General features: G+C 57.0%; 13 protein-coding genes. 11 read left to right on the forward strand and 2 right to left on the reverse strand.

Annotated elements, in window-relative coordinates; all coding sequences use genetic code 11:
* Positions 1–201 precede the first annotated feature (201 nt).
* From QSJ80_RS09305 to oppF, 5 genes are read left to right on the forward strand one after another with little or no spacing between them, the layout of a single operon-like run.
* Positions 202–1,701, forward strand: a complete 1,500-nt coding sequence (locus tag QSJ80_RS09305; protein WP_285764161.1) for a peptide ABC transporter substrate-binding protein — start codon at positions 202–204, stop codon at positions 1,699–1,701.
* Positions 1,702–1,754: 53 nt separating this feature from the next.
* A complete protein-coding gene (oppB, locus tag QSJ80_RS09310; RefSeq protein WP_285764162.1) occupies positions 1,755–2,678 on the forward strand; it encodes an oligopeptide ABC transporter permease OppB in 924 nt (307 codons plus the stop codon).
* Positions 2,679–2,687: 9 nt separating this feature from the next.
* A complete protein-coding gene (gene oppC / locus QSJ80_RS09315) occupies positions 2,688–3,593 on the forward strand; it encodes an oligopeptide ABC transporter permease OppC (RefSeq protein ID WP_285764163.1) in 906 nt (301 codons plus the stop codon).
* A 10-nt stretch (positions 3,594–3,603) separates the two neighbouring features.
* On the forward strand, positions 3,604–4,581 hold the full coding sequence (locus tag QSJ80_RS09320; RefSeq protein ID WP_285764164.1) for an oligopeptide/dipeptide ABC transporter ATP-binding protein: 978 nt from the start codon (positions 3,604–3,606) through the stop codon (positions 4,579–4,581).
* Positions 4,581–5,582: a murein tripeptide/oligopeptide ABC transporter ATP binding protein OppF gene (oppF, locus tag QSJ80_RS09325; RefSeq protein ID WP_285764165.1), complete on the forward strand. Its 1,002-nt coding sequence runs from the start codon at positions 4,581–4,583 to the stop codon at positions 5,580–5,582. Before QSJ80_RS09320 ends, oppF begins: the two co-directional genes overlap by 1 nt.
* 21 nt (positions 5,583–5,603) lie before the next feature.
* Here the strand turns inward: oppF and QSJ80_RS09330 are convergent, their stop codons facing one another.
* Positions 5,604–6,041 carry an OsmC family protein gene (locus tag QSJ80_RS09330; RefSeq protein WP_285764166.1) on the reverse strand — a complete coding sequence of 146 codons (438 nt, stop codon included), beginning with the start codon at positions 6,039–6,041 and terminating at the stop codon, positions 5,604–5,606.
* A 165-nt stretch (positions 6,042–6,206) separates the two neighbouring features.
* Here QSJ80_RS09330 and QSJ80_RS09335 point away from each other — a divergent pair, with 165 nt between their 5' ends.
* The 6 genes from QSJ80_RS09335 (at position 6,207) to QSJ80_RS09360 (ending at position 11,914) form a co-directional block, all read left to right on the forward strand.
* Positions 6,207–8,777 (forward strand): efflux RND transporter permease subunit, encoded by a 2,571-nt coding sequence (locus QSJ80_RS09335; RefSeq protein ID WP_285764167.1) that lies wholly within the window; start codon positions 6,207–6,209, stop codon positions 8,775–8,777.
* Complete coding sequence (locus QSJ80_RS09340) at positions 8,774–9,565, forward strand: outer membrane lipoprotein-sorting protein (RefSeq protein WP_285764168.1); 792 nt, start codon at positions 8,774–8,776, stop codon at positions 9,563–9,565. The genes QSJ80_RS09335 and QSJ80_RS09340 overlap by 4 nt, the downstream gene beginning before the upstream one ends.
* 66 nt (positions 9,566–9,631) lie before the next feature.
* Positions 9,632–10,906, forward strand: a complete 1,275-nt coding sequence (locus tag QSJ80_RS09345; protein ID WP_285764169.1) for a hypothetical protein — start codon at positions 9,632–9,634, stop codon at positions 10,904–10,906.
* A 38-nt stretch (positions 10,907–10,944) separates the two neighbouring features.
* Positions 10,945–11,160, forward strand: a complete 216-nt coding sequence (locus QSJ80_RS09350) for a YgaP family membrane protein (RefSeq protein ID WP_285764170.1) — start codon at positions 10,945–10,947, stop codon at positions 11,158–11,160.
* Between the two features lie 17 nt (positions 11,161–11,177).
* A complete protein-coding gene (locus tag QSJ80_RS09355) occupies positions 11,178–11,531 on the forward strand; it encodes a rhodanese-like domain-containing protein (protein ID WP_285764171.1) in 354 nt (117 codons plus the stop codon).
* Between the two features lie 29 nt (positions 11,532–11,560).
* Positions 11,561–11,914 carry a rhodanese-like domain-containing protein gene (locus QSJ80_RS09360; RefSeq protein WP_285764172.1) on the forward strand — a complete coding sequence of 118 codons (354 nt, stop codon included), beginning with the start codon at positions 11,561–11,563 and terminating at the stop codon, positions 11,912–11,914.
* A 49-nt stretch (positions 11,915–11,963) separates the two neighbouring features.
* Here QSJ80_RS09360 and QSJ80_RS09365 read toward each other — a convergent pair whose 3' ends face one another.
* Positions 11,964–12,641, reverse strand: a complete 678-nt coding sequence (locus QSJ80_RS09365; RefSeq protein WP_285764173.1) for a TetR/AcrR family transcriptional regulator — start codon at positions 12,639–12,641, stop codon at positions 11,964–11,966.
* Positions 12,642–12,715 lie beyond the last annotated feature (74 nt).

Consider the following 12,715-nt stretch of genomic DNA (forward strand, 5'->3'; position numbering starts at 1 on the left):
GACACGGCACTGGACCGAGCCGGACGCAATTAGGAGCAAGCATTTATGGATAGAATCACCCTGATTTATCGAAACTTCATCCGGTTAGGTTGGTTGAAAGATATCCGGGTATTGCCGGCGTATGTTGTCATATTACTTTTCGTTTCAGCATGCAGTGACCCCGGGACGGAAAGGCCAGGGCAGCCCTCTGGTAAACAGCTCGTGCGGGGCAATTCTACTGAGCCCAACACGCTGGATCCCGCAGCCCAGCCCGGCCAGGGAGTCTATATTCTCTGGGACATGTACGAAGGGTTGGTGCAGTCTGGCCCGGACGGTAGCGTACAACCGGCTGCGGCTGAACGCTGGGAGAGCGAGGATTTCGAGGTTTATACGTTCCATTTGCGCAAGAATGCGCGCTGGTCCAACGGTGATCCCGTTACTGCGGAAGATTTTGTATACAGTTGGCGTAGGCTGGCCTCCCCCGAATCGCCAGATCGACAGGGCTGGTTCCTGGGAAGTATCAAGGTAAAAAACGCGAGGCAAATTACTGAGGGCAAGCTGCCACCGGAGCAACTTGGTGTGGCAGCGCTCGACTCCCATACTTTTCAGGTCACGCTGGAACAGCCCTCGGCAATCTTTGTTGATAGCCTGACCCACTATGCGCTTCTCCCGGTGCATCGAGCGACGGTCGAGGGACACCCCGACCTCTGGACCAGACCCCGCTATCATGTGAGCAATGGCGCCTTCCGGCTGGAAGAGTGGTCAGTGAATGAGCGCGTGATGCTTGTGCCCAATGAGCACTACTGGGACCGGGAAAATGTTCATCTGGACAGCGTTGTATTCCTGCCGATTAGTTCGCTGACGGCAGAGTTCAACCGTTATCGGGCCGGGGATTTGCACATCACCCAGTCCATTCCGCCGGCCCAGTTTGACCGGTTACGGACGTCGGTTCCCGCGGAAGTCCGGGCGCCGCTGGTGACTGCCACTTTTATGCTGGATTTCAACGGCAAGCAGCCACCCCTCGACGACAGTAATTTGCGCAAGGCCCTCGCCTATGCCATCGATCGGGACACAATGACCAGTAATGTGCTCGGTCGCGGTGAGCGGCCCGCCTATACACTGACACCCGCCACCATGAGAGCCTACGAACTCCCCGACAGTCACTGGTCGCAGTGGAGCCAGCAGGAGCGAGAGCGGGTCGCGCTGCGATTGTATCGGGAAGCTGGGTATTCGATAGCCCAGCCGCTGAAACTCGAGATCAAGTATCCGGCAGACGAAGCGGCCCGCGCGAAGGTCGGGGCGATCGCGGCTATGTGGAAGCGCGTACTGGGCATCGAGACCAAACTGACACACCTGGAACAGAATGTGCTCGACGACCATCTGCTACGTAGCAACTATCAGGTAGCGACCTGGAATCTCTTTGCGGAGTTTAATGAGCCCTACTCAGCCCTGTCGGTAATGCTGAGTGAATCGGCCGGACCCGTGAACGGCTACCGGGACAGCAACTACGACCAGCTGCTGGCCCAGGCGATGCAGGCCGCCGACACGACTGCACGCAATGCGATCTATCTGCAGGCAGAACTGCGCTTCTCCGAGGACATGCGTGCGACACCGGTGTACCAGCTGACGGACCGCAAGCTGGTCAAGCCTTTTGTGAGCGGGTATTCTGATCACTTGCTCGGTTTTATCTATAGCAAGGACTTGTCTATCATCGATCACTAGCGGGGTTTGAGTGGTCGAATTGGGGTTCAAATAAGGATAATAATCAGAAAATCATGCTGAGCTTTATTTTACGCAGAATCCTGGAAGCCATACCGACGCTTCTGATTCTGATCACCATCTCGTTTTTCCTGATCCGCTTCGCTCCCGGCAGTCCGTTCACCACCGAGCGCAAGATGCCGCCGGAAGTGCTGGCCAATATCGAGGCCAAGTACGGATTCGATAAACCCCTGTATGAACAGTACTGGTCTTATATCTCCGGATTGGCGCAAGGAGATCTGGGGCCTTCGTTTGTGTACAAGGATTACTCTGTCAGCGAGCTGGTTGCGACAGCCTTCCCGGTGTCACTGAAGATTGGTCTTACAGTGTTTGTCGTATCGGTTGTGCTTGGGGTTTTTCTGGGGATTCTTGCGGCGCTGTACCAGAATACCTGGGCCGATTACACGATCATGTCATTCTCGGTAGCAGGTATTGTGATCCCCAGTTACGTAGTGGCACCGTTACTGATACTGCTATTTGCCATTTACCTGAAATGGTTGCCGGCCGGGGGCTGGAACGATGGAGGTTGGCAATACATGCTGCTGCCGGTGGTGGCAATGGCCAAGGGCTTTACCGGTTATATCGCTCGTATTATGCGGGGCAGCATGATCGAGGTTCTTAATCAGGACTTTATCCGCACAGCCCGCGCCAAGGGGTTGCCTACCCGCACGATCATGCTGCGTCATGCCCTTCGCCCAGCGATGATGCCGCTTGCTTCGGTGCTGGGGCCGGCGATGGTAGGTGTTATTACTGGTTCAGTCGTCATCGAGAATATTTTTGGAATTCCCGGTATGGGGCAGTTGTTTGTGAACGGTGCTCTGAATCGTGATTATTCCATGGTGCTGGGCCTGACCATTCTGGTGGGTGCCCTGACCATCGCCTTCAACGCTATCGTCGATATTGCATACGCCTATATTGACCCCAAAATCCGTTATTCCTGAGGGCTTCCCATGCTAGCTACGGCAAGGAAAGGGCTCGTCGAGAGCCTGCAAAACAACTTGGAGGTGGAGGGCCGCAGCCTGTGGCAGGATGCCTGGAGGCGCTTCCTCAATAACCGAGCTGCGATTGCAAGCCTGTTTGTACTGGGGTTTATTGCGTTGTTCGTTCTGGTGGCGCCAATGCTCAGTAGTTATGCCTATGATGAGCCGGACTGGGGGGCAATGCATGCGCCACCCTCCTGGGAGAGTGGCCATTATTTCGGTACCGATGCTCTGGGGCGGGATCTGTTTGTGCGAGCTGCCCTGGGTGGGAGAATTTCGCTGTTGGTCGGCATCCTCGGTACGCTGGTGGCGGTGCTGATTGGTACAGCCTACGGTGCCATTGCAGGCTATATCGGCGGCAATCTGGATCGATTGATGATGCGCTGGGTGGAAATCCTGGATTCCATGCCGTTCATGTTTTTCGTAATTGTGCTGGTGACCATTTTTGGTCGTAATTTTCTTTTGATTTTTGTGGCGATCGGGGCGGTGAGCTGGACGGGTATGGCGCGGGTGGTGCGTGGCCAGACCTTGAGTCTGAAGAACAAGGAGTTCGTCGAAGCGACCCATGTCTATGGGTTGCCGCGGTTGCAGGTTATCTCGCGGCATATAGTGCCCAATGTTCTGGGGCTGGTTGCAATTTACGCGACGATCCTGGTGCCGGGCATGATCCTGTTTGAATCGTTCCTGAGCTTTCTTGGTCTCGGTGTGCAGGAGCCGATGACATCCTGGGGCGCGTTGCTTAATGAGGGGGCCCAGACTATGGAAGTAGCGGTGTGGCAGTTGGTGGTACCGGCCACAATGATGGTGACGACCCTGTTCTGTTTCAATTTCATTGGCGATGGACTGCGCGACGCGCTGGATCCGAAGGACCGCTAGGAGCTCGACCATGAATCTGCTGGAAGTCAAGGACCTGCGGGTGTTGTTCGATACGCGGGATGGCGAAGTCGTCGCGGTCAATGACCTGAATTTTTCCGTCACTCCCGGGGAAACTCTGGGTATTGTCGGCGAATCTGGTTCGGGCAAGAGCCAGACTGCTTTCTCATTGCTTGGGTTGCTGGCCCGCAACGGTCGGGCGTCGGGCAGTGCGCGATTTCGCGGGGAAGAAATTCTGAACCTTCCGGAGCAGCGCCTTAACCGGATTCGCGCTCAGGAAATCGCGATGATTTTTCAGGATCCGATGACTTCACTGAATCCCTATCGCAAGATAGGCCCGCAGCTCAGCGAGGTCCTGGAGCTCCACAAGGGAGTAGGGCGCAAGGAGGCTCTCGCTCAGTCACTGGCAATGCTGGATGCCGTAAAGATCCCGGAAGCCGCAAAGCGTCTGGACAGTTACCCGCATGAGCTATCGGGCGGGATGCGCCAGCGCGTCATGATCGCCATGGCGCTGCTGTGCCAGCCAAAATTATTGATTGCGGATGAGCCCACCACGGCGCTGGATGTCACTGTCCAGGCACAGATTCTGAAGCTTCTGGATGAGCTTAAAAAGGAATTTAACACCGCTATTGTCCTGATTACCCACGACCTCGGGGTTGTCGCAGGGCTGTGCGATAAGGTGCTGGTGATGTATGCCGGACGGACGATGGAATACGGTCCGGTTGAAGATATCTTTTACAATCCGAGCCACCCCTATACTCAGGGGTTATTACATGCCGTGCCGCGACTCGATATTCCCGGTGCTGCACTTGCAACGATTCCCGGTAACCCGCCCAACCTGCAGGAGCTAGCTGCAGGCTGCCCATTCTGGCAGCGTTGTTCCTCGGCAACAGAGCATTGCCAGACCGATGCACCTGTACTCGAAACCTTTGGCGAGGGCCGCCTGCGAGCCTGCCACCTGGAATCCCGTGAACTTTTGGAGGTGGTGTAATGCCGGAGAAGCATGCTACTGATCCATTACTCGAAGCCTCGGACCTCACGGTACACTTTGATATCAAACGGCCTGGTGCGTTGCCATGGCGTGGCTCGGATTCCCTGTGTGCGGTGGATGGCGTCAGCCTGCAGCTGCAAGCGGGTGAGACTCTGGGAGTAGTGGGAGAGTCGGGCTGTGGCAAGTCGACACTTGCGCGTGCCTTGATGCGGCTGGTGCCGGTGACCTCCGGTCAAGTCACCTGGCTGGGAAAGGACCTTTCCGGTCTGTCCGCGGCGGAACTTCGCGACTCCCGCAAGGACATGCAAATGATCTTCCAGGATCCCATCGCGTCCCTTAACCCGCGCATGACCGTCGGAGACAGTATTGCAGAGCCCTTGCGGAGCCTTTGCCCCGAGCTACCCAGGGACGAGGTTAGGGCGCGGGTCAAGGCGATGATGGAGCGGGTGGGACTTCTGCCCAACCTGATCAACCGCTACCCACACGAATTCTCAGGCGGCCAGTGCCAACGTATCGGTATAGCGCGTGCGCTGATTCTGGAGCCGAAGCTGGTAATTTGTGACGAACCGGTTTCAGCTCTGGATGTCTCCATCCAGGCACAGATCGTAAACCTGTTGCAGGAACTGCAGCGGGAAATGGGGCTCGCTCTGATATTTATTGCGCACGACCTGTCTGTCGTGCGTCATATCTCAGACCAGGTGCTGGTGATGTACCTCGGGAACGCGGTGGAATATGGGCCATCTACCTCAGTTTTCGAAAGTGCACGGCACCCGTATACAAAGGCCTTGTTGTCAGCAGTGCCTGTGCCGGATCCGCGCCTCGAGCGAAGTAAGTCAGTGCAGCTATTGGAGGGCGATCTACCATCGCCCATAAACCCTCCTAGCGGGTGCGTATTTCGCACACGCTGTCCGGTGGCTATTCAGGCTTGCGCCGCTTCTAAACCCTCTCTGCAGTATACGAGCGGGCACGGGGTGGCCTGTCCCAATACAGAGATAGCCTGAGCGGTTCCGGAAAGGCCTTACTTAGCCGGCTGTTTCTATTTCACAGGTCAGGAAAATTTCGGTGGCCATGGACTTGGTCACCAGGCAGCCTTTCTTGGCCTTCAACACCAGTTCTTCTGCCTGAGCCGGGTCCGTGCCCGCCGGCACCGTGAGCTTCGCGCGCAGGTGCAACTCGGTAAACTTCAGTCCCTCGTCCGTCTTGTCCAGTACGCCGTCTCCCTGGCAGTCGAACGCAACCCACTCGAATTTCTTCATCCGCGCCAGCGCGCGGAACGTGAGGATGAGGCAGTCGGCCGCAGCTGCAACGAAAAAATCCTCCGGTGACCAGACATCACCGCTACCGCCAAATGAAGCGGGCGGGCCGGATTCAATGTCCGGCAGGCCGTCGGCGCTGACGGTGATGGCACCCTCCTGCCGGGCGCTGGCATTGACCTTGTAGTGATGGGGGAAAGCTTGCATGGCGTGGGTTTCCAAAATTGGGATGTAAGCAAGTCTAGACCTCGTGGCGCAGAAATCGCCATACGCCAAAGGGGCTAATGGCCGGGGGCAATAATATTAGACAATTCTAAAGTTATCGTTTAGGCTAGCCATATTAGAAAAACCTAAATTAGGTAAGCTTAAAATATGGCCGATCGCTTCTTTCAGTGGGTAATCGACAACCCGCGTCGCATTTACGCCGGTGTGCTGTTGCTCACCCTCGCTCTGGGCGCTCTTATTCCCCGCATCCAGATTGATACGGATCCAGAGAATATGCTGCCGGCAGATAATGCCGCGCGGATGTTTCACAACGAGGTCAAGCAACGTTTCGACCTGAAAGACGCGATCGTAGTGGGCGCGGTGGCGGAAGAGGGGATTTATACCCCGGAATCGCTTGCCGCCATGCACAGCCTGACCCGCGACATCCTCAAGATTGATGGGGTGGTGGAGAAGGACCTGATGGCTCTGTCAGAGGTGGACAATATCCGCCAGGACGGGCCGGGTGTTATCCGCTTCGAATGGATGATGCGCAACGCGCCGCAAAACCAGCTGGAAGCGGACCGCATTGCCGAGTCGGTGTCGCGCCTGCCGATGCTGCAGAATACGCTGGTTTCCGGTGACGGTAAGGCGGCGGCGATTTACGTACCGATCGAGGACAAGAACGAGAGCTACCGAATCGCTGAAGAGATTCGAACCCTGTTCGCGGGTCTTGAGTCCGGCGATACCTATCACCTGACCGGCCTGCCGGTAGCGGAAGACCAGTTCGGGTTTGAGATGTTTGTGCAGATGGGGATCTCTGCGCCCATGGCAGGCGCAATGATTTTCGTGTTGATGCTGCTGTTCTTCCGCAACCTGCCACTGGTGCTGGCGCCGATGGCAGTGGCCATGGCTACGGTGATTTCTACCATGGGCCTGCTGATTGGTATGGGCTTCACCGTGCACATCATGTCGTCCATGATCGCGATCTTCCTGATGCCGATTGCAGTGGTGGACTCGGTGCATATTCTCAGCGAGTTTGCCGATCGCTACCGTCCCGGGCGTAACGTGCGCGACACCATTCTCGAGGTTATGAAGCACCTGTTTATGCCGATGCTGTTTACTTCTGTGACCTCGGCGGTTGGTTTCCTGTCCCTGATGTTGACCCCGATCCCGCCGGTGCAGATATTCGGTGCTTTTGTGGCGTTCGGTATCCTGCTGGCCTTTATCCTGACCATCGTCTTTGTGCCGGCCTACATCGTGCGAGTGAAGCCGGAAACGCTGGCCGCGCTGCAGGCGGCTCAACACCGCGCGGACAAGGCTCGTGGCATCGACAAGCTGATCAATCCGCTGGGTGCCCTTGCGCGCAATCGGCAGGGGAGCCTGCTGGTGGTGTTTGCTTCAGTGCTTGTTTTCAGTGTGGTTGGTATCACAAAGATCCAGATCAACGATAACCCGATCAACTGGTTCAAGCAGGACCATGAGCTGCGCATCGCGGATCGTGCCCTCAACAGCCACTTTGCCGGCACCTACGACGCCTACCTGGTGATGAGTGCACCGGAAAATCTGGCGGCGGCGGAAGAGTTGAACCGCCGGGCCGCGGAGATCCAGGCAGACGACTTTGTGTTTGACTGGCAGCCGCTCGCCGGCGGTGCGGGCTTCAGTGCGGCACTGGATGATCGTATCACCCAGCTGGACGATGCCCTGTTTGATGCTGGCGGGGATGAGGCAGAGGTAATTGAGCAGCTGCTGGCACTGGCCGAGCGAGCGAGCCTGGATGCCAAAGTGATGACCTCACCGGACCTGCTCAACTGGATGGCGAACCTGCAAGGCTATCTCGAAGCCAGTGGTCTGGTAGGCAAAAGTAACGGCCTGCCGCAGCTGGTGAAAACCGTCAATCGTGAACTGGTCTCGGGCAAGAGCGAAGACTACCGCATCCCTGCCACACCGGAGGGCGTGGCGCAGACACTGCTGCAATACCAGTCTTCACACCGCCCCGGCGACCTCTGGCACTTCGTCACCCCGGATTATCGCAGCGGCCTGCTGTGGTTGCAGCTGACCAGCGGCGACAACCAGCACATGAGTGCGGTAATGGACACCGTGGACGATTACATCGGTATGCATCCGGCCCCAGTCAATGTTGATGTACAGTGGGCAGGCAAGGCCTACCTCAACTCTGTGTGGCAGGACCAGATGGTGGCAGGAATGATGGACAGCCTGGCCTCCGCATTCCTGGTGGTTCTGGTAATGATGATTGCGCTTTTCCGCTCTGTGTTGTGGGGCCTGCTGGCGATGCTGCCACTGACCCTGACCATCGGGCTGATCTACGGCATGGTGGGCTGGCTTGGCATCGACTACGACATGCCGATTGCGGTGCTTTCTGCGCTGACTCTGGGGCTCAGTGTGGATTTTGCGATTCACTTTATCGAGCGCTTCCGCAGCTACCTGCGCAAAGGCAACGACTACCAGCAGACACTGTCCCTGATGTTCGATGAGCCTGCGCGTGCAATCAGTCGCAACGCGCTCGTGGTGGCACTGGGCTTTACCCCGTTGTTGTTTGCCCCGCTGGTACCCTATGTAACCGTGGGCATCTTCCTGGCCTCTATCATGGCCACCTCGGCACTGGTAACACTGTTGCTGTTACCGGCCGGTATCTGGCTGCTACAGCGCTGGCTTGTCCCTGCCGGTCAGGGCAAGGGACAGGTGACTGGATTTGATCCTGAACTGGGAGAAGCACGATGAATAACCTGATTGGTGTAATTGGCGCGCTGCTGCTTGCAACAGCCGCGCAGACTCAGGCCTCTGCGCAGATGTCTGTCGAAGAAATTGTCAGCAAGGCTAACCAGGCCTCGCTTTACGCAGGAGAAAGCGGTAAGGCGGAAGCGCGCATGATTATTGTTGATGCTGCGGGCCGCAAACAAATGCGCCAGTTTTCCCTGCTGCGCAGGAATACGGGCGGTGGTGACCAGGATTACCTGGTGCACTTTTCCCGCCCGGCGGATGTGCGCAACACGGTTTTTCGTGTGGCGAAGCATATTGAATCTGACGATGATCGCTGGCTGTATCTGCCTGCACTGGATCTGGTGAAGCGGATCTCTGCAGGGGACAAGCGCACATCCTTCGTGGGCTCCCACTTTTTTTATGAGGACGTTTCCGGCCGAAACCTGAATGAAGACAATTTCAGCCTGCTCGAGGAAACGGAAACGCATTTCCTGATCGAGGGCAAGCCGAAGTCACCAGGCAGTGTCGAGTTTGTCGGTTACACAGCGAGTATCAGCAAGCAGACATTTCTGCCAGAAACTGTCGAGTACGTAGACGGGGCCGGGGACACCTATCGCCGTGTGAGCGTGGTAGAAACGCAGGTGATCGACGGTTTTCCAACGGTGGTCAAATCCAGGGTCGAGGACCTGAAAAATGGCGGCTATACGCTGCTGCAGTTCCGCAATGTCGGTTATGGGCTGGCACTGGATGACGGTGTGTTTTCAGAGCGCAGCCTGCGCCGGCCTCCGCTCGAACTGTTCAAGAACTAGTTTGCAGGAATTTGTTTAAACGTGTGCCTTGGCCCACTTCGGTGGGCATTTTTTCCGGACAGATAAATGAATAGATATCCGCTAAAAATGCTGCTCTTTACTTTGCTGTTGCCTGCCGTTTCCGGCGCCCTCGCCCAGGAGGATGATTGGGGTGAGTGGGGCGAGGAGCTGGATGGTGCGTGGCAGGAGGAAAGCGCGGCGGCACGGCAGGCAGTCGGCCTGCCGTTGCACGGCTTTGTTGAACAGTCTTTCGGTGTACGTACCGAACGGGACCCGTTGCTCGACGATGAGACACTGGCTGATAGCCGTTTGCGCCTTGAATGGTCACCGTTGGTGGGTGAAGTGCAGTTCAAGCTGAAAGGGGACCTCTGGTACGACTCGGTAATCGGAGACTGGGAAGCGCAGGCACGCGAAGCCAGCATCCAGTATGCTGCCGCGAAGGACCTGGATATTAAATTCGGTCGTCAGACCCTGACCTGGGGTACCGGGGACTTCCTGTTTATCAATGACCAGTTTGCGAAGGACTGGCAGGCGTTCTTCAGCGGCCGGGACGACCAGTATCTCAAGGCGCCACAGGATGCCATTCGTGCGAGTTTTTATGGCGACTCGATAAATGCCGAGCTGGTATGGATGCCGCGCTTCAAGTCAGATGAATTTATCCGTGGCGAGCGCTTCTCGTTTTTCTCGCCGCAGGTTGGGCAGCAGGTTGCGCCCGGTTTTTCGGTAGAGGAGCCGGCCGAAAATGAGCTCGCTGCAAGGCTGTTCTGGCAGTCCGGTAGCACCGAATATGCGGTATACGGCTACAACGGCCATCAGGGGACGCCGGATATCAGTCCCGTGCTGGGCGCATACTTTCCGGAGTTGGTGGTTGCCGGCGCAAGCCTGCGTCGGCCGTTCTTTGGTGGCTTGTTCAATACTGAGTGGGGCTATTTCGATAACGAATCCAAACCCGACCAGTGGCGTGTATTGTTGGGCTATGAACGCGAGCTGTTTACCAACTTTACCGCCAGCGGACAGGCCTACCTGGAGCACTACGCAGAAGAGGTTCTGCCCAAAGATTTTTCAGTGTTGCCGGAATACGCCCCGGACCGCAGCCGCACTGTGCTGACCACGCGCCTGAGCTACCGTGCCATGCAGGAAAAGCTTACCTGGACCCTGTTCGCTTTCCATTCACCCAGTGACCGCGATGGTTACCTGCGACCCAGCGTGAGCTGGCGCCAGAGTGACGAGTGGCAATGGACCCTGGGAGGCAATATTTATCACGGCGATGCGCCGCACACGTTCTTCGGCCAGTTTGACCGGGCCGACAACGCCTATATCCGTTTGAAGTTCAGTTTCTAGTGTTTCAAATAAAGTTTCCAGAAAGGAGGAAATTCCCCATGTCTACAGAACGCGCAACCTTTGTATTTGCCGGTGTGATGGTACTGGTTTCAGTGGCACTGACCCTGTTCGTGCACCCGAACTGGTTCTGGTTTACGGTGTTTATCGGATTTAATATGATTCAGAGCGCCATTACCGGACTGTGCCCCGCTACCTGGGTCATGAAAAAGGCCGGTATGCGCACCGAAGGCCAGATCGCCTGCGGTATTAAGTGAGTTTTTGGAGTATCAGCATGAGTTGGGTAAAAACTGTGACTGCATCTATCGGTATGTTTTTCGGAAGTATGGCTGCGGCCGCGGACTTTGACACCACCGTCGCATGGGCGCTGATCGATGAGGGCGCAACCCTGATAGACGTCCGCACAGAATCGGAGTACGCCGCCGGTCATCTTGAAGGTGCGATCCTGATTCCGCACGACCAGTTTTCAACCCATATTGAAAAGCTGGTAGCGACAGACAAGCCGATAGTGGTCTATTGTCGCAGCGGCCGTCGTTCCGGTCTTGTGACTACCCAGTTAAAGAATGCCGGGTTCGACAAGGTTGTGAATGGTGGCGGTTACGAAATGCTGAAGGCCAGCCGCCCGTAAGGTGGCCTGGTAACCGGAAGGAGGTCAACGTGATCAAGACCCTGCCAGAAATCGTCGGTCCCGCCAAGGCGCAGTGCCAGCTGGTCTCAGCGGAAGATGCCGCAAAGATCATCGGTGCAACGCCGGAGGCCGTGGTGATCGATGTACGCGAGCCGGGGGAGGTTGCCCAGCTGTGTGCCGAGGGCACCGTCAATATTCCCCGTGGCGTATTGGAGATGAAGGTTGGGGAGGTGGTGAAAGCCGCAGATCAGCCGATCCTGATTCACTGCGCTACCGGTGGTCGCGCGGCGCTGTCGGCGGTTGCACTTATGAATATGGGTTACACCAACGTGCGTGTTATCGATGCGGATAGCAACGCGGTCGTGGCCAGTCTGGCCGGCTGAGCCCTTCGCAGTGTGGCAAGCAGTCCCTGCAGACCGGGTGGCTACTCAGCTAGCTTCCCGGTTTGCATAGCTCGCGAAACCCGGCCGCCATAAATGGGATCATATGGTCGTAGGCGGAGCGGAAATCATGCGAGTGGCAGGCACCACCCGACAGGCGATCAATACGTCCGGTATCCGCAAGGGTAAGGGACAGGGCGCCGGAAAGGTTGTGGTAACACCAGAAAATATTCTCGGTGCTGGCATCGGGGAAGCAGCGCTGCATGGCATCGGTAAAGTGCAGCACCAGCTCGTCGAAGTGGGTGCTGATGATTCTCTCACCCCAGGTGGCGGAGCTGTTGACCCAGGCTACCAGCGCGCAGTAATTGCGCCAGCCGCGGTCTTCTGATTCCTGCGCGATTTCCAGTGGCCGCAGAAAGGCCTCAATCACTTTTTCGATACTGGGCGCGTTCGGCGCCGCTTCCTGCTCGGCAGTCTTCAGGGCCTCGAGGCGGGCCTCGTTGAGGATCCGGCCGCGGCGCTTGAAGACCGCATTGAACAAATCCTGCTTGGGTCCGAAATAGTAACTGGTCAGTGCGACATCGACGCCTGCCAATTTGGCGATCTGTCGCAGGGTTACCCCGTCGTAGCCGTGTGCGGCGAAAAGCTCCTCCGCCGCGTCCAGAATCCGTTCACGCCGTTGCTGGCTGCCTGCCGACCTGGGCTGGCTGGCCGCTGTCACTGTTGTCATAGTCTGTCCTTCTTAACGCCGGCTAGGTTACTGCAAGTCCAATGCGGACAACAACCGGGGAAGTTGCCGTCCGC

The sequence above is a fragment of the Biformimicrobium ophioploci genome (genome assembly GCF_030270605.1).
In the GTDB taxonomy this organism is placed as follows: Bacteria; Pseudomonadota; Gammaproteobacteria; order Pseudomonadales; family Cellvibrionaceae; genus Biformimicrobium; species Biformimicrobium ophioploci.